We start from the raw sequence: 16,994 nt of genomic DNA, 5'->3' as shown, positions 1-16,994 counted from the left end.
AAGGACGGATGCGTTTCTTAAGGTATTACTTAGAATTATGACACAAATGTTATAAATTCTATAATACTAAATAGAGTGAGGGTCTTCATGCTTGAAGTCGCCCACTCTTTCTTACATTTCAGCTTGTTACTTATGATTATTTTGTTGGGACTTCTAATGCAGGAAAACCTGCACGACTCCATAACCACAATGGGGTATGAATATCAATTGGTGCTAAACCAGTGCCCTTTAAGGCGGTTTCCCAAGCCTCTGCTACAATCTGCCGATCATCTGCCGTTCCTTCTAGTACCTCTGGTGAACATAGTCCTAGCTTTACAGAAGCTTTCAAAATATGCGTATCAGGAGCTATTGTGATAAGTTCGCGAGACTTCCATTTTACACCTGAATAAGACTCCATCACATACAGCCAGTAATTGAAAATTTTAGGTCCTGACAAGTAAGGAAACTCCGTTTTTCGAGTAAATTGCATGATTTCCTTGAGTGCAGCGATGTCATATTGTACCGCTTCCGATGATAAGAATCCCATTACGGAGCCGCTTGATGAGGATTGGGCAATACCCACTGCTACTCTCTGCCAAATCTCCGGATGTCGATTCGGCTGTAAAGCGACGCGATACTTAAGCAACACTTCTTTTAACTCTTCTAAAGTACTTTTTGATACAGCTGAAGGATTAAACACCCATCTGGAATTCGTATCTAGATACGCATGTTTAATCGATTCCCATAAGGTGTAGGAGTTTCTTTGATAATTAAGCGCCATCCCAAGTGTTAGCACATCTGGCAATTCTTCTTCTGCCACTACGCCAACTAACACATCTTCAGGCATAACCTCTCCACCAAGCTGTCCCTCTACATGCATTTGTCTTAATATATGTATATTTCGCAATAGAGCTTCTCTTGTCATATTCATTCACTTACAATACGCTTCAACCGTTTCATTAAATCTTCACGCCAAATGTCAGCTAATTCATCAACAGCAAGAACACGGTTAGCTCCTTCAAGATCATGGGCTGCACTGTGAAAATAAATCTGATTGCTAAACAAAATCGAGACTTGCTTCGGATGTGCTTGAAGCAGCTTGATGCTTGAATCACTGCGTACCTTGCCTTCTTCCAACACTCGGCATAAATAACCTGTGTAGCCTGTCTCTACCATTCTTTTCATAATTAGTGGTAGATTCGTTCTTTTATTAATCGTGCTACAAGGAACTCTACTCTGGGTCACTTGGATAACAGCGTCACCTAATTGATAGATGTCTCCAATACATACATCACGTTCAAGCATGTTGATTGTCGTCACATTCTCACCAAATGTAGCAGCTGCTAACGGCCCACCAAACTCCTGTTCCCACTGGGCATAATGCTCATAAGGATAAATACATACGGCACGATCCAAGCCACCATGATGCTTGAGATCAGCGACGCCATCTCCTACAAAGCCATTTTTGGTTAATAGTACTTCTTCCACTGCATCTTTACAGATACCTGTAACCATTTCTTTATCCGTATCATACGCCACCGCTCGGGGTAACCCAATGGATAGGTATTTAATCTGTGGATTCGAGATTTCTGTCATGATTAGTCACACTCACTTTCTATAGATGATATTCCCGTAATATTACCACAAGAAGAAACGGTTTTGCCGTCTTTTTTGGACGGATGCGTTTCTTAAGATATTACTTAGAATTTATCACACGAATGTTATAAATTCTATAATACAAAAAAAGCTGCCCCTATATAATAAATTAAGGGCAGCTTATGAAATCTTTTAAAACACTTTAGTTGTCCAGGATTCGCAGTTCCACGTTTCAGTTACAACATCGCGGTAGAATTCAGGTTCATGGGAAATGAGCAAAATGCTTCCTTTATACGCTTTAAGCGCACGCTTCAACTCATCCTTCGCATCCACGTCCAAGTGGTTAGTCGGCTCATCGAGTACGAGCAAGTTAGTCTCATTATTAATGAGTTTACATAGACGAACCTTCGCCTTTTCGCCGCCGCTTAGAACTGTAATTTTACTTTCGATGTGTTTGGTCGTTAGTCCGCATTTTGCCAGAGCAGCACGAACTTCGAATTGCGTAAAGGATGGGAACTCATTCCAGATCTCTTCAATACAAGTATTGTAGTTAGCATCCTTCATCTCTTGCTCGAAGTAACCGATATCCAAGTTCTCACCTAGTTGAACAGAGCCAGAAACAGCTTTAATTTCTCCTAGAATACTACGAAGTAAGGTAGTTTTACCTATACCGTTCGCACCGACCAAAGCGATTTTTTGCCCGCGTTCCATACGTAAGTTAAGCGCACGAGACAATGGCTCATCATAACCGATGACAAGATCCTTCGTTTCAAAAATCAGCTTGCCAGACGTTCTCGCATCTTTGAAGTTGAACTGTGGTTTCGGTTTCTCCTTCGCAAGCTCAATAACATCCATCTTATCGAGCTTCTTCTGTCTGGACATCGCCATGTTACGCGTCGCAACACTTGCCTTGTTACGTGCAACGAAATCTTTCAAATCAGCAATTTCTTGCTGCTGACGCTTATAAGCAGATTCAAGCTGCTGCTTCTTCATATCATAAACTTGTTGGAACTTATCATAGTCCCCAACATAGCGGTTTAATTCTTGATTTTCCATATGGTAAATCAGGTTAATTACGCTATTCAAGAACGGAATATCGTGAGAAATTAGAATGAAGGCATTCTCATATTCCTGCAAGTAACGCTTCAACCACTCAATGTGCTGCTCATCCAGATAGTTTGTCGGCTCATCCAGCAAGAGAATGTCTGGCTTCTCAAGCAGAAGCTTCGCTAACAGGACCTTGGTACGCTGTCCGCCGCTCAGATCATTCACGTCTTTATCTAGACCGATATCGTTAAGACCAAGACCGCGAGCGGTTTCTTCGATCTTCGCATCAATAAGGTAGAAATCCTGATTCGTCAGCGTATCTTGAATCGTCCCAACATCCTCAAGAAGCTGCTCCAATTCTTCAGGCGTTACATCCCCCATTTTTCCATACATATCATTCATTTCTTGCTCCATATCGAACAAGTATTGGAATGCTCCGCGCAAAACATCACGTATTGTCATACCCTTGCTTAGAACGGCATGCTGATCCAAATAGCCGACGCGCATCCGCTTGGACCATTCAACTTTGCCATCATCCGGCTGCAGCTTACCTGTAATAATATTCATAAAAGTAGACTTACCTTCGCCGTTGGCGCCGATCAGTCCAATGTGTTCGCCTTTCAGCAGGCGGAAGGAAACGTCTTTGAAGATCGCCCGATCACCAAATCCGTGGCTTAATCGTTCTACATTTAATATGCTCATTTATGACACCTTTTCTATTAAACTTTATACTCGATTCATTATATACGTTAACGGGTGCATAACTCAATGCGATTCATGAAAATTATTGTCTGAATCCGTCATTATTACAACCAAGCGCACAACTTAGGAAAATAGTAAGACAAATGGGATCTAATAGCATATAATCGTACTGATGGAAAATTTTACTTCAGCTAGTCCATCAATACCTATGTTCAAGGAGATTCAACAACTAATGCAGAGTAAATTACTCTTATTACTCGATTGTAATTTCACCGCACTCCATTCAGAGCTTCAACGAGAAATATATGCTGAATTTTATAAAATGGTATACGGTGCTATCATTTATATGGTTAAAGATCATGCTGCAACTGAGGACATTATTCAAGATTCTTTTCTTAAAGTAATTCGGAATATTCCGAAAGCGGATACAGAAAATCAGTTTCTATCCTGGATTCGAGTTGTTGTGAAGAACACCACATATAATTATTTACGCAAATATAAAAAAATCCGCAACGAAGTGGATGTTGATAGTGTTTTTATTAATGAAAGCACTGATTATACCACAGACACCATTACAGTTGAGAAAGAAGTGGAATTAAAAGCGATGACTGAGGTCATCGATAAATGCTTGTTCGAGCTTAAGCCTGAGTATCGGGCTTTAATGGAATTGCGTTGGAAACAGAAGCTGTCTTATAAAGAGATTGCCGTCCATTTAGAAACTACGGAACAAACGGTTAAATATAAGCTGCATCGCGCAAGAGAAGCCATTAAGAAAAAATTCCTAAAGGTGTGGGGTGATTCGAAGTGAATGATGCAGATTTTGATAAGCTATTCGATCAAGCCTTAGAGCAAGCGACGATACAGCATCAAACAACGCCTGATCCTACAGCATCTTGGAAACGAGTTGAGGGCATGCTGCGCCGGCAAAAGAAAAAATCACATTTGCTAAAAATGTTGCCTTATATCGCAGCTTCATTTGTTCTAGGCGCTGTACTTTTCGGATCTAATGTTGCGACGAATGCCTTCCCACCCTTTTTTCATGGAATTGAATCGATTCAAAAGGATATGTACAGCTTCGTATTTGGGACAACGGATGGGGAAATTAAGAAAGCACTTACGAGTGCACCCACAGATGAACCCATGAATGAACCCATGAATGAACCCATGTATGGACCCAATGTGAATAGTAAAGGCATTCCAGACGGTACGGATATCAGCGTTGGACTGAACACGGAACGGTCATTCAAGTCATGGGAGGAAGCTAGACCATTAGTGTTGTTCTCACAAGTCAACGTCAACTATATACCTAAAGATCTCAACGTTAAAGAAATTCTTTTGTTCTTTCATCCTAACAAGGTTCAAGCGAATCAAGCTGTGCTCATATATACGTCAGATACAAAAAGACTCTTAATTAAGTTTGACCTGCTGGAAGAAAATCAGGTTCTTACGGCGACAGCCAACAAAAATGACGGTACATTAGAAACAATCCAGATCAATAACACTGATGCCTACTTGTACGTATCGAACAACGGTGATGTATCTTTGCAATACATGACGATGAACCTGTATATCTCGATTTCAGGTAATGTAAGCAAAGAAGAAATTATCCAAGTCGCCAATAATATCAAATAAGAGGGAGATCCTATTGGATTTCCCTCTTCTCATCAATTAACTAAAATATTCTTTGAGTAAGATTCACCTTGCTCATAAGTTCCTTTGTTATTCACCCAATGCACTGTGCGAGCACGATAGTAATACCCTTTAGTAACACTCTTCGATACATCTGAAGAAAAGTACATTTTATTCTCACCGCTTACACTCGATCCAGCTCCAATATCGATCCATTCAGTGCCTGTATACTTCTGCAAAAACACGATCGCGCCAATAGAAGCAACTGACGATTTGGCTGTTGTATTAATCGTGATACTAACTGTTTGATTCTTGTTATCTTTGATATCCGATGTACCTGAATCAAGATAAACATTCGAATTATCAAAACTTAATACACTAAATTCAACTGGAGGTGGAGCTGTTAGAGCTTCCGTGCTTGTATCCTCGTCAGTTGCTCCTAATGCGGCAGCTGGCATAATTGCTAGCATTAGGATCATAATAATCACCAAATTAACTGATTGTCTAAATTTTAACATCAACATTCATCCTCTCTTTTATATTGCCTATTCTATAGACAGCAATAAGTAGGATAATGTTGCATATAATTACAATTTTGTCTAATATCACAATATCAATTTAGATTTCAATCATGTCCCTGATAATACAGCGTAACCATCTGCCCCATAACTTCAGTATGGAGAAGCTTAAAGGTACTTGGAACTGTTCCCTCTGGAAACAGCGGTATTCCACTACCTAACACTTTTGGGATAATCGTAATAATAATGTCCTCAAGCAAGCCTTTCGCAAGACATTCTTGAACAACTTGACCTCCACCCACAATCCATACATCACCAGATGATGCTTCTTGGAGCTTGGGAATTAAAGTATCCAAAGATTCATCTGTATATGTAACATGGGGACGATCTGCTTGCTTAGAACGACTCAGCACATAACAAGGCTTTCCCGCGTATAGAAATTCATCAGATAAGGTTAATATCTCATCATATGTTAACCTCCCCATAACTACCGTACCTATGGTGTCATAAAACTTACTGTACCCATTGTCACCGCCATCACCCTCAACATCGAATAACCAATCGACTGAACCATCAGGTCTTGCAATGTAACCGTCTAAACTCATAGCAATGTACAATACTACTTTATTTTTCATCTGCTTACACTCCCTTCTAATTTGATGATACAATATATTTATGACATATTATGACGTAATTAGGTGATGCATATAAATGAACGAAGATTAGCAATTATACAGGTCTTGGATGCGCGCAAGAAATTCACGGCTCGCGAACTTGCTGAAAGATTTGATGTCTCAATACGCACAATCCAACGCGATCTCGATTACTTGCAGCAAATCGGATTCCCGCTATATACCGAGCTTGGACCACATGGCGGTTATCGTGTGCTGCCTAATCGATTATTGCCCCCATTGCAACTAACACAAACGGAGGCGTTCGGCTTATTTCTCATGATCAAATGGTTAGAACAAGTCCATGATTTCCCCTACGATCAAATTCGCTCTCACTTAGCTGAGCAATATTATGCAGAGCTTCCCACAGATATTAAAGAATCAATTGATCGTATGAGGGATCATATTGCCTTCTATCAGCATACAAACCAAGTAGCTTCACCTTTCACAACTACTGTTCTTGAAGCAGCTATGGATAAACGAGAGATCAGCTTCATCTATCATTCCTCTGGGGGCGATAAGCCATTTCAAGTATTTCCGTTCGGTATTTATTATGAAAATGGTAAGTGGTACATGCCCGCGTTGTATCGCGATCGAGTAACTTTATTCCGAGTTGATCGGATGAAAGAAGTCTTAATAACAGAACAAAGCGATCCTTCTATTCCAACTCTCAAAGAATGGCTGAATGCTAAAGATGAGCGTGAAAGTGTAAACGTCGTGCTTCACTTCACAGAATTTGGCATGAGACTAGCTGGCTCAGATAAGCTATTTGGCTCTCTCATCTCAAATGAATGGTCTGGTTCCGTCCCGATAGATGAATTACCCTATGTAGCACGACTCTTATTCAAGTATGGCCCAGAAGTTAAGGTAATCGAACCTGTTCAACTTCAGAAATTGGTGATCCAGATGTTAGAAAGAAGCTTATCTCAATACAGGGAGTAACTACAATGAATAAGGCTCCTAAGATCTGGTGTCTTAGGAGCCAATTATTGTTATTATGCTAATTTAATTTCAAGTAACTCATACTTAATGATCCCCACAGGCGCATCGACACTGATGATGTCACCTACTGATTTGCCAATTAACTCTTTCCCAAGCGGACTTTCGTAAGAAATTTTATTCTCATTCACATCAGCTTCTGCGGAACCTACAATTTGATATTCCAACTTCTCAGCAAACTCAATATCGTTCAAAATCACCTTACATCCAATCTGAACTTTGCTAATGCTTAATTGATCAGCATCCACGACTTTGGCTTTATTGAGCATTCTCTCCAGAATAATAATTCGAGTTTCCATAAAAGCTTGATCATCCTTGGCAGAATGATATTCACTGTTCTCTTTCAAGTCACCATAGCTAATGGCCAGCTTGATACGCGCAGCTAGTTCCTTACGCTTCACATATTTCAAATCATCAAGCTCATCCTGCAGCTTTTGCAAACCTTCTTTAGTCAAAATTACTTCTTCTTCATTCGACATGTCTACAACTCCTATTAGTTCTTTCTCTCTATAATTCTAACCTATATTTAGTTTAAATGGTATCCTTGCACAGTTTTACTTATCTCCTAGTCTAATCTAACGCGATATAATCCATTCGCCCCTCTAATTGGTTCAGCATACTTGGATCCATTAGGTGCAGTCCATTTAACCCATTTATTAAGTTTAGGATCATAATGATAATAAATAGAATCTTTACGTGCAATTAGCTCCTGACCACTGACGAATTCTGTGCTTGATTCTGGTGGCGAGACAATCGGCTGTTCATTCTTGCCAGGCTGCCAGAATGCCCAGCTTGAACTCATAATATTTCGTTCTCCTTTTTTGAACCGCTGCAAATACACACCATTCTCCGTTATGCCACGAACATAACCACTGGTAGTTACAACAGTTCCAGAATGATTAATGAATTCAGTAATAGGAAGGCCATCCTTGATCCGAGTCCAGTATATACCGTCAGTAGTCGGAAGTATCGTCATCGCTAATGTATGATATGTATTAATTAGAACTGTTTCTGTAAAGTTTGATTTTAGTGTAGGTGCTTGTTTCCCCTGACCATAGGTTATTAATCCTAATTTGTTGTCTGTATATCGATCATCATATGCTAGGACATAGAGCTTCTTGTTCACTACATCATAAGTGGCAAAATTAATATTATTCTTCTCATCTTTTGAAACTTCGTGCAGAACTCGCTTCTTTCCTTGATTAATATCATAAGCATAGACGCCAAAATATGTAGCGTACATGATCGTATTCGAATCTATCCATTGTACAGGCAGATCATTGGGCTCAATTGTTGAATAAAATACATTCTCGATTACAATCGGTTCTTGACCTGAACGCTCAAGGATAAAGGAATAGCTCGTACCTGCCCCATCTCCTTGTGAATATCCTAGGAACACAACACCTATATAGCTTTGCCCATCTGAAGACATAATCATCTGATCATAGAATCGATCTCGCGGATGAGTTGCAAGCCGTTTACCTGTTTGGATATTGAACCAATCATACTGCGGTTTTAACTCTATCTTTAGACTTTGCTCGAATGTGCCAAAATAATTACTACTTATAGACCGTAACTTTGACAAATCGAGCACAAGCTCCTTGTCAGCATGATTACCAATACTTAAATCATCTAAGTGAACTAATAAATGTTTAGGGTCTTTCCACTTTGAATGAATATTTTTACCTTCATTCGTTGTAATCGCAGCCTTGTTCATTTCCTCGGAGAAGATTAACTCTACTTCCTTCCTATCATCTGGAACAAGCAATCTTGTTCCATATTCTTGTCCCTTTAAGATCAGATAGGGAATGTCGTCTCCAGATGCTGAAGTAACAGCTATACTAAGTGGTGATTGATGTTTAAAGGTCAATGTTGGCAAGTCACCAATCTGAAATTTGAACGATTCTGGTGCATTCTTGAACGTAATTAGAATTCCTTTGGCAAAGGTTGGATTAGGCTTTGCATCCCATTCTACTTGATCTGTCACTTGGATCTGACTGATAATTTGCTGCATCTCTTTCTCGTCCAAGCCTTTGTATGATGCGCTAAAAATAACATCTGTCAGATGAAAGCTGACATCAGTCGGCTCATTTGGAATATCATTTCTTTCCCAATCAAATATCGCGTATCCCCCATTTTCATTACTTTCGCCAAAAGATATGCTCAAAAGTTTACTCCGAAACGGAAGTTGATCAGACTCTGTACTTAATATTGGTTGTACAGATGGTGAAGGAGTATTCATAGTTGGGTTTGAGCTTGAGTTAGGAGCGATTAAACCTGAACTTACTGGGCTCGATTTGCAGGCACTCAAAATAGCAAATAGCATAAATAGCACAACATAGTTTTGAATTTTCAACGTTAATGAACCCCTTTATTGATTCTCTGAACATCTTTACCTAGACTAGCTGAATTCAACCTAATTTAATCTTTCTTTACTCTGTATAATCCATTCGCTCCTCTGATTGGTTCAGCATACTTGGCTCCATTAGGTGCAACCCATTCAACCCATTTATTGTACTCAAGATCATATCTAAAGTAAGTCTCATTCTGAAGTGCGATCAAGTCCTGACCATTAAAAAACATCCTGCTCACATCAGGTAATAAGGTAATTGCGCGTTCTGATTTGCCGGGGGTCCAAATAAACCAGCCGTTAGATTCTAGGTCATACTCACCTTTCTTGAAGCGTTCCAAATACACGCCTTGCCCTGTAATACCACGTATGTATCCCTCTGTAGATAATACATTCCCTGCGTGATCAATGAAATCTGTGTAAGGCAGCCCACCCTGCCCCCGTGTCCAGTAAGTTCCATCGTCTGTAGGAATTATCCTCATGCGTAAATCCGTAAATCGTATGAGGTGAACAGCTTGCGTAAAATCTGGCGTTACGATGGGATTATCCTTCCCTAGCTCATAGGTTAGTAAATCCAACTGATTTGAAGGGGCTTTATGATCCTTGTAAACCAATACTTGAAGCTGCTTACGTGCTGAATCATATTCAGCGTAGTTAATCGTATGCTTCATTTCCTTATCGACATCGTACAGCACAGTCCTCTTGCCTTGTGCAATGTCATATGCATAAACACCACCATAAAATCCATATAAGATCGTGTTCGAATCCAGCCACTGTAGAGGGAGATCATGCCAATCGATTGTTGAAAGGAATGCATCTTCGATTACGATCGGTTCGCAATATGGTTGTTCCAGCACAAAAGAGTAACCCTTTCCATCTCCTTCTTCTAACTGTCCTCCTAATAGTACAACACCAATGTAGCTTTGTCCGTCTGGAGAGCTAATCAACTGATCATAGAAACGATCTCTAGGTTGCTCTTCTAATCGTTCACCTGATCCATTGTACCATTCATACTGCGGTACTAATTGAATACGCAATTTGCTATCAATCGAATCTATGTATTTACCTGCAACAGATTTCAACTGCTTAAAATTTAAAATAAGCTCCTGATTTCCATTACTTGCAGCAGTTGTCTTATCTAATGGAATTAACAGATGATTATCATCACGCCACTTAGCATTAATTGATGTACCTACATTCGTAACTGGCAGAATATTCTCCATTGCTTCTGAGAAAGCAAGCTCAACTGAATGTGCATGATCTGGGATAAGCAATCTTGTATCATATTCCTTCCCTCTTAGCAGTAGAAATGGCATATTATCATTGGCCTTTGATGAAAATGTGTAGCTTAGCCGTTCATTTAGTTTCATATCGTCTGGTTGATCATTGCAAGCACTTATCGTGATAATAAGTACGATTATGATGAGAAGCTTTGTCTTAGCGTACATTCATGAGCCTCCTTATTCTAGTAGGTATGAAATGGATTTTTTGTCCATATTCACATAGACGTTAATAATAGTAATATGTTGCAAAATTTACAGAAATTTCGGATAGTTAGTTACTGACCTGACCTATGCAGATCGAGTAAATCCTTGTTAATTGAATTTCATAGAATGTGTGAGTGCGTTTAACAGGAGAACTGTGCAATTATTTGGTCGCAGGATGTATTTTGTACATTCAAAATTACCCAATAGGTCGATTTCTGAGTTTTGCCTGCATTGCGTGCAGGCAAAAGTGGCAGGTGGGGCTAGATTAGCTAAAACGATGAGTTTTGAATGTACGTTATGCAGGCAAAAGCTAATTCTGAGCAGAAACTGTGACTTTGACTGTATGGTTTACATTCAAATTAGGGTGCGGTTTGAAAATGGTACCAGAATTGCATCAAATTAGTCGAGATGCGGTTCGGAATCACAGAAGTATTCCAATGACAACGCTACACCCGACCCAGACATTCACCAGGGTTTGCTACCAACTGCATATGCCTTGTTTCTAATAACAAAGAAGCCTACACATGGTAGACTTCTTATCCGGCATTTTTCTATACGGATTTTAACTTGCGCATCGGCAAATCCGACATTTCGTTTACTGAAGCTACGGTATCCGTTTTCTTTGTTGGTTTATGCCAATACTGCTCGTTGCCTGGTAAATCATCGAACCATGACGCATCTGGCGGACAATCGAGTACCATAAATCGTCCGTAATCATTGTCACGTGATTGATGATATTTCAAATAGGCTTTACCATTTTCAATAGCCAGAATTTCAATTTTACCAGATGTATGACTCATGGATAACCTTACACGCTTACCTAATCCAGAAGTCCTTGCTTTAGCTTGTTCCACTAAGTTATATACTTCTTGGAGCGGCAGGACAAAAGAACGATTACCAGCAACTGGACGGTTAATGAAAAAATAATACGGTGTCACGCCAGCCCAAGATAATCGGTCTAGCAATTCACCTAACACTTCAGGATTATCATTAATCCCTTTGAGAATTGGGGTTTGATTCACCACGATCGCCCCTGCTTGATGGAGAGCTTCGAAGCCTCGTACGGCTTCAGGCGTAATCTCTCTTGGATGGTTGATATGCGCCATAATGTAGATTCGTTTATTAGCGCTTGAGAATTCACGAATCGTTGCTAAGAGTTCCTCATCCTCATAAATCCTCATTGGATTAAATACCGGAATTTTGGAGCCAAGTCTTATAATTTGAACATGCTCGATAGCTCGTAATCTGCTAAGAATGGCACGTAGTTTAGATGTAGCTAGTATTAAGCTGTCTCCGCCTGTTAATAAGACATTATTAATTTCTGAGTGCTGCTCGATATATTGTAACCCTGCTTCAACATCTAAAGTCGCCTCATGCACATCATTACGGAACAATCGCTTTCGGAAGCAATATCTGCAATATGCGCCACATACCTCTGACACAAGGAGCAATGCTGTTGAACGATACTTATGCTGACAGCCTGGAACGACATAGTTCGTATCTTCATCTGAAGCATCCCACCTGCCATACTCCATAAGCTCTTCTTCATTCGGAATAACTAACTTGCGAATTGGATCATTTGGATCTTCCCAATCAATTAAGTTCAAATAATAATCATTTACTCGAAACACGAATTTCTCTGTGATTTGCTTCAGCTTCTCACGTTCTGACTCCGTTAGATAAGTAATTTTATTAATATCCGTAATGTATTTGGGTTGTGCCATAAACATCCTCCTCTAAGGTTCTTTATTTGCAGAAACAGGACTTACACTCAATTTCTTCACTGGACGATCAAGCTGTAATTTAGCTTGCAGTCTGCCAAGGATAATATCCGCAGCAATTGCTAATACAGCTGCAGGAATTGCTCCTGCGTAAATCTTAAGGTTGTTTCTCATATTAAGGCCTGCATAAATCTCTCTCCCAAGCCCGTCTCCTCCAATTAATGGAGCTAAAGTTGCTACACCAATCGCAATGACAGCAGCTACACGTAAGCCTGCCATCAGGTAATGAAGCGATAGCGGCAATTGGATTTTGAGCAGCAATTGAAAATAGCTCATTCCCATTCCTTTGCCAGCTTGGATTAGGTTAGGATCAACCTGCTTTAGTCCTACATAGGTATTGCGAATGATCGGCAGCAGTGAATATAAGAATAAACTAACGACCATTGTCTTAAAACCAAGTCCAAGGATAAGCATCATGAGCGCTAACAAGGCTAAACTGGGTAGCACCTGAATAATATTCGCTACAGATAAAATCCAAGAGGCAAGCTTTTCGTTACGTGCGCTAATTACACCTAGCGGAATACCTATTATTATCGCAAGACCCAAGCCGCAAAGCACCATAACCAGATGCCCCCATGTCAGACTTAACAAATGCTGTGCATTGGTTTGCATGTATTGGAGGAGCTCGACTACCCCGTTACTCTCTGGGTTCATTCCGATCACTTCCTCTGCTTATTTCAGTAACCCATTGGCTCGTAAAAATTCAACTGCAACTTCATTCGGATTACGTTTATTAACATCTACTTCATAGTTCAAACTTGTCATCGTTGCGGCATCAATTTTACCTATAAGTAAAGGGATTATTTCTTTTAACTCAGGCATCTGTTCCAATGCTTCCTTCTTAATCACAGGCGATGCGTCATACGGTGGGAAGAATTGTTTATCGTCTTCAAGTGTCTGAAGATTGTATTCTTGAATCCCAGGATCTGTTGTATAAGCCAAGACCACATCCACTTTGCTATCTGCAACTGCCTTATACACTAAAGAAATTTCCATTGGGAATGTCTCTTTGAACGATACTTCATACAATTTGGAGAAAGCGCGATAGCCATCAACTTCACGTTCCAGCCAAGTTGTGTCTACACCTAATCTCATCGATCCAGCGTGTTCCTTCAAGTCTGATACAGTTTTAAGGTTATATTGATCCACTAGATCCTTCCGAACTGTAAAAGCATACGTATTCTCGAATCCAAAAGGATCAAACCAAGTAAAACCAAACTTTTTGTCAAAGCCTTCTTTGGCTTGAGCTAATACTTCTTGACGATCCTTAGAGCCAGTAACATCAAAATATCCATTTAAAATCTCACCTGTATACAATGTGGCCATCTGAATTTCATTGCTTTGCATAGCTTTAATGACAATTGGACTTGCAGCTAAATCCGTTACGATTTTTACTTTGATAGATGAACGGTCTTCAATAAGTGCTTTATACATCTCTGCTATAATTTTGGGTTCTGAGTAGGTTTGCGTACCGATTGTGATTTTTTTCCCTCCACTACTCGCATCCTTACTGCTTCCACAAGCTGACAAAAGAAGTAATAATGACAACAATAAACTAGTTATAATGATTTTGTTTTTTTTCATAATTCCTCCTATCGATTTAATGAGAATTTCTTCTCTATCAGACTTAACATGCGATCCGTTAGGAGAGCAAGTAGGATAGCAGCTAACGATCCCGTTATAATAAGCTCTTCCTTGTTTACACCAATACCGGATACAATCATCTGACCAAGACCACCTGCGCCGATTAAGGCAGCGAGCGTTGTCCAGCTTATAATGTATACCATGGTCATTCGAAGACCTGACATCATATATGGAAATGCAAGCGGGAGCTGGATTTGGAGTATGCGTTGTAAGGAACTATATCCCATACCTCGAGCAGCCTGTAATATCGATTGATCCACTGAAGTGAATCCAGCATACGTATTGCGAAGAATTGGCAAAAGAGAATATAAGAATAAAGCGATAATAGCGGGCTTCATTCCGATTCCGAATAGTGGAATCATAATAGCCAGAAGAGCAAGGCTTGGAATCGTTTGAAATAAATTTGCGATGGTAAATACAAAAGAATTCAACCATTTCACGGAATGGTTAGCAAGAAGTATTCCTAGAGGAACTGCGACTAGAACACCTAATAAGATGGATATCAAGGAGATTGTGATATGCTCCATTATGGCTGTAAGGATGTCGGGGTATCTGTTATGCAGGAACTCCATATAGTCTGTTATAGCTTTAGATTGCAGCATAAGAATTCACCTTATCGGTAGGTGGGGCATACACTTCCGCCATCAACCTTACAACAGAACCTCTTGTAATAAGTCCCACAAACTGATGATCTTCACGTACAATAGCCAAATTGGATAAATGGTGTTCACTCATAACATTAAGTGCACTAGCTAGGGGGGTACCACTTGTCACAACATGCTGGACAGTTGTCATCACATCTGCAACGGTTGTGTTCTCTTCCCCATATCGATCAAGCAAATGATAAATAGACACGGTTCCCAGTAATTTATTACTCTTATCAATGATAAGAAGTGAATCAACTCGCCTTCTCTCCATAATTTTTATTGCTTCTGCTAAACCTCTGGATGGATGAATCGTTACTGGGTTCTCCACCATTACCTCATCAACAACTGGTAATTCAGCCTCAGCGCTCTCCGATTGTAGTCTCTTATGACCAATGAAACTTCTGACAAAATCATTAGCAGGATGTCTTAGGATCTGCTCTGGTTTACCGATCTGAACCACTTCTCCATCCTTCATCAAAATGATCGTATCTGCAATTTTAATGGCCTCATCCATATCATGCGTGACGAATATGATGGTCTTCTTCAGTTCCTGCTGCAGCCTGATCAACTCATCCTGCAGCTGTTCACGACTAATTGGATCAAGCGCACTAAAGGGCTCATCCATGAGGATCACTTGCGGATCGGCTGCCAATGCCCGAATGACACCAATCCTCTGTTGCTGTCCACCACTTAGTTCTGACGGGTATCTGTTCCGATAGACTTCTGGATCTAGTCCAACTAAATGCAGTAGTTCATCCACCCTAGTATCAATCCTTGTCTTATCCCATTTCAGCAAACGAGGAACAACTCCCACATTCTTGGCAATCGTCATATGCGGAAATAATCCAATATTCTGAATTACGTACCCGATTGTTCTCCGCAGCCTAACGGGGTCAAGTGTCGATATATCCTGTTGTCCAATGAGAATCTGGCCTGAAGAAGGATTAATGATTCGGTTAATTAGCTTCATTGTTGTTGATTTCCCACAACCACTAGGACCAATTAATACGGTTATTTCACCTTCCTTGAATTCCAAATTCATATCATGAAGGGCTTTAAAACCATCATCATATTGCTTGACGACATCTTTCAACTGAATCATGTCACTCACCACCTCTTTTGAAAATTTCACGAGTTCAATAGCTCATAATTTTGTGATAATTGTAAGTATACCAAACGACGCTCCAACTGACAACCCCGATATTAAATATAAGTTGTTAGTTAAAAATTTACAAATCATGTCCTACATATATAAAAAAGAACTGCTCAGGTTGTCCCCCTAAGCAGTTCTATCGTTATATTAACACGCTATTCTATTTGTACATCATTAATGAATTGTTCCGTTCTCTCTTGTACCCTACCATCCCCTACAACTACGATCACGTCGTTCTCCCTTAAGATCACATGCGGACCAGGTGAGATGGAAACCTGTGTCCCTCTGCGCAATGCCACAATCGTTGCACCTGTATTCTGCCAGAATTGCAATGTGGCAATTGTCTTCCCAACTGTATGGGAATAAGGTTGAACTTGGATTTCCACAGGGTTGTACGGTTTTAATTTTTGTAATTTGTCTGAAGCATTAATAATCCCTGTCAGCAAATGTTCGAATTTATCATCTATTTCTTTCTTCTCGATTAGCAGCTGCTGCAAATCTTGTTTAAGTGAATACGCCGATTTCAAATAGTTATTTCGGGTAATATAGTCATAAGCATTCTGATCCGAAATAATGATAACTCCTTTGCCTTGTGATACAGATACAATATTCTCGTCTTTGAGCAATCCAATTGCTTTACGGATTGTTTCAGGAGAAACATGATATTGACTAGCTAGTAAAGTTCGTCCAGAAATTTGGCTGTTGACTGGCAGATCACCGCTAACTATTCGTTGTGCAATATCAAGTGCAATTGATTTGTACCCTGCTATTTCTTCCATTTGAATATCTGA

The 16,994-nt window shown here is 39.9% G+C and carries 17 protein-coding genes; 3 read left to right on the top strand and 14 right to left on the bottom strand.

Annotated elements, in window-relative coordinates; genetic code table 11:
* Positions 1–136: 136 nt before the first annotated feature.
* The 3 genes from E0485_RS04805 to E0485_RS04795 all read right to left on the bottom strand — a co-directional run bounded on the left by E0485_RS04805 (position 137) and on the right by E0485_RS04795 (position 3,324).
* The gene (locus E0485_RS04805; RefSeq protein WP_132416820.1) at positions 137–904 is read right to left on the bottom strand and encodes a hypothetical protein; all 768 of its coding nucleotides are present in this window, start codon (positions 902–904) and stop codon (positions 137–139) included.
* Positions 905–906: 2 nt separating this feature from the next.
* Positions 907–1,575: an MOSC domain-containing protein gene (locus E0485_RS04800; protein WP_132416819.1), complete on the bottom strand. Its 669-nt coding sequence runs from the start codon at positions 1,573–1,575 to the stop codon at positions 907–909.
* A 192-nt stretch (positions 1,576–1,767) separates the two neighbouring features.
* On the bottom strand, positions 1,768–3,324 hold the full coding sequence (locus tag E0485_RS04795; protein WP_132416818.1) for an ABC-F family ATP-binding cassette domain-containing protein: 1,557 nt from the start codon (positions 3,322–3,324) through the stop codon (positions 1,768–1,770).
* A gap of 232 nt (positions 3,325–3,556) precedes the next feature.
* Here E0485_RS04795 and E0485_RS04790 point away from each other — a divergent pair, with 232 nt between their 5' ends.
* On the top strand, positions 3,557–4,132 hold the full coding sequence (locus E0485_RS04790) for an RNA polymerase sigma factor (protein WP_132416817.1): 576 nt from the start codon (positions 3,557–3,559) through the stop codon (positions 4,130–4,132).
* The gene (locus E0485_RS04785; protein ID WP_132416816.1) at positions 4,129–4,956 is read left to right on the top strand and encodes a DUF4367 domain-containing protein; all 828 of its coding nucleotides are present in this window, start codon (positions 4,129–4,131) and stop codon (positions 4,954–4,956) included. Before E0485_RS04790 ends, E0485_RS04785 begins: the two co-directional genes overlap by 4 nt.
* A gap of 32 nt (positions 4,957–4,988) precedes the next feature.
* Here E0485_RS04785 and E0485_RS04780 read toward each other — a convergent pair whose 3' ends face one another.
* Positions 4,989–5,471, bottom strand: coding sequence for a hypothetical protein (locus E0485_RS04780; RefSeq protein ID WP_132416815.1), 483 nt, complete (start codon positions 5,469–5,471; stop codon positions 4,989–4,991).
* A 107-nt stretch (positions 5,472–5,578) separates the two neighbouring features.
* A complete protein-coding gene (locus tag E0485_RS04775) occupies positions 5,579–6,106 on the bottom strand; it encodes a dihydrofolate reductase family protein (RefSeq protein ID WP_132416814.1) in 528 nt (175 codons plus the stop codon).
* Between the two features lie 66 nt (positions 6,107–6,172).
* Between E0485_RS04775 and E0485_RS04770 the strand changes: the two genes are divergently transcribed.
* Positions 6,173–7,084: a helix-turn-helix transcriptional regulator gene (locus tag E0485_RS04770; RefSeq protein ID WP_328591259.1), complete on the top strand. Its 912-nt coding sequence runs from the start codon at positions 6,173–6,175 to the stop codon at positions 7,082–7,084.
* A 53-nt stretch (positions 7,085–7,137) separates the two neighbouring features.
* Here E0485_RS04770 and greA read toward each other — a convergent pair whose 3' ends face one another.
* The 9 genes from greA to E0485_RS04725 form a co-directional block, all read right to left on the bottom strand.
* The gene (gene greA / locus E0485_RS04765) at positions 7,138–7,620 is read right to left on the bottom strand and encodes a transcription elongation factor GreA (protein WP_132416813.1); all 483 of its coding nucleotides are present in this window, start codon (positions 7,618–7,620) and stop codon (positions 7,138–7,140) included.
* A gap of 86 nt (positions 7,621–7,706) precedes the next feature.
* Positions 7,707–9,497, bottom strand: a complete 1,791-nt coding sequence (locus E0485_RS04760; RefSeq protein ID WP_132416812.1) for a hypothetical protein — start codon at positions 9,495–9,497, stop codon at positions 7,707–7,709.
* A 65-nt stretch (positions 9,498–9,562) separates the two neighbouring features.
* Complete coding sequence (locus E0485_RS04755; RefSeq protein WP_132416811.1) at positions 9,563–10,939, bottom strand: hypothetical protein; 1,377 nt, start codon at positions 10,937–10,939, stop codon at positions 9,563–9,565.
* Between the two features lie 590 nt (positions 10,940–11,529).
* On the bottom strand, positions 11,530–12,702 hold the full coding sequence (locus E0485_RS04750; RefSeq protein WP_132416810.1) for a KamA family radical SAM protein: 1,173 nt from the start codon (positions 12,700–12,702) through the stop codon (positions 11,530–11,532).
* A 12-nt stretch (positions 12,703–12,714) separates the two neighbouring features.
* Positions 12,715–13,413 (bottom strand): ABC transporter permease, encoded by a 699-nt coding sequence (locus E0485_RS04745; RefSeq protein ID WP_132416809.1) that lies wholly within the window; start codon positions 13,411–13,413, stop codon positions 12,715–12,717.
* 18 nt (positions 13,414–13,431) lie between these two features.
* Positions 13,432–14,343, bottom strand: a complete 912-nt coding sequence (locus E0485_RS04740) for a glycine betaine ABC transporter substrate-binding protein (protein WP_132416808.1) — start codon at positions 14,341–14,343, stop codon at positions 13,432–13,434.
* Between the two features lie 8 nt (positions 14,344–14,351).
* A complete protein-coding gene (locus E0485_RS04735) occupies positions 14,352–15,005 on the bottom strand; it encodes an ABC transporter permease (protein WP_132416807.1) in 654 nt (217 codons plus the stop codon).
* Positions 14,992–16,152: a betaine/proline/choline family ABC transporter ATP-binding protein gene (locus tag E0485_RS04730; RefSeq protein WP_132416806.1), complete on the bottom strand. Its 1,161-nt coding sequence runs from the start codon at positions 16,150–16,152 to the stop codon at positions 14,992–14,994. Before E0485_RS04730 ends, E0485_RS04735 begins: the two co-directional genes overlap by 14 nt.
* A 206-nt stretch (positions 16,153–16,358) precedes the next feature.
* Entirely contained in the window at positions 16,359–16,982 is a 624-nt protein-coding gene (locus tag E0485_RS04725) for a TrkA C-terminal domain-containing protein (protein WP_132416805.1), read from the bottom strand.
* Positions 16,983–16,994 lie beyond the last annotated feature (12 nt).

It is taken from the genome of Paenibacillus albiflavus (assembly GCF_004344915.1).
Taxonomy (GTDB): domain Bacteria; phylum Bacillota; class Bacilli; order Paenibacillales; family NBRC-103111; genus Paenibacillus_AM; species Paenibacillus_AM albiflavus.
The sequence above is the reverse complement of the archived record's forward strand: the minus strand, read 5'-3'. Positions and strand labels throughout refer to the sequence as shown.

Excerpts from the sequence above, each read along its gene's own strand:
- E0485_RS04805 (WP_132416820.1), bottom strand. The coding sequence starts at position 904 with ATGACAAGAGAAGCTCTATTGCGAAATATACATATATTAAGACAAATG.
- E0485_RS04800 (WP_132416819.1), bottom strand. The coding sequence starts at position 1,575 with ATGACAGAAATCTCGAATCCACAGATTAAATACCTATCCATTGGGTTA.
- E0485_RS04795 (WP_132416818.1), bottom strand. The coding sequence starts at position 3,324 with ATGAGCATATTAAATGTAGAACGATTAAGCCACGGATTTGGTGATCGG.
- E0485_RS04790 (WP_132416817.1), top strand. The coding sequence starts at position 3,557 with ATGCAGAGTAAATTACTCTTATTACTCGATTGTAATTTCACCGCACTC.
- E0485_RS04780 (WP_132416815.1), bottom strand. The coding sequence starts at position 5,471 with ATGTTAAAATTTAGACAATCAGTTAATTTGGTGATTATTATGATCCTA.
- E0485_RS04775 (WP_132416814.1), bottom strand. The coding sequence starts at position 6,106 with ATGAAAAATAAAGTAGTATTGTACATTGCTATGAGTTTAGACGGTTAC.
- E0485_RS04770 (WP_328591259.1), top strand. The coding sequence starts at position 6,173 with ATGCATATAAATGAACGAAGATTAGCAATTATACAGGTCTTGGATGCG.
- greA (WP_132416813.1), bottom strand. The coding sequence starts at position 7,620 with ATGTCGAATGAAGAAGAAGTAATTTTGACTAAAGAAGGTTTGCAAAAG.
- E0485_RS04755 (WP_132416811.1), bottom strand. The coding sequence starts at position 10,939 with ATGTACGCTAAGACAAAGCTTCTCATCATAATCGTACTTATTATCACG.
- E0485_RS04750 (WP_132416810.1), bottom strand. The coding sequence starts at position 12,702 with ATGGCACAACCCAAATACATTACGGATATTAATAAAATTACTTATCTA.
- E0485_RS04745 (WP_132416809.1), bottom strand. The coding sequence starts at position 13,413 with ATGAACCCAGAGAGTAACGGGGTAGTCGAGCTCCTCCAATACATGCAA.
- E0485_RS04740 (WP_132416808.1), bottom strand. The coding sequence starts at position 14,343 with ATGAAAAAAAACAAAATCATTATAACTAGTTTATTGTTGTCATTATTA.
- E0485_RS04735 (WP_132416807.1), bottom strand. The coding sequence starts at position 15,005 with ATGCTGCAATCTAAAGCTATAACAGACTATATGGAGTTCCTGCATAAC.
- E0485_RS04730 (WP_132416806.1), bottom strand. The coding sequence starts at position 16,152 with ATGATTCAGTTGAAAGATGTCGTCAAGCAATATGATGATGGTTTTAAA.
- E0485_RS04725 (WP_132416805.1), bottom strand. The coding sequence starts at position 16,982 with ATGGAAGAAATAGCAGGGTACAAATCAATTGCACTTGATATTGCACAA.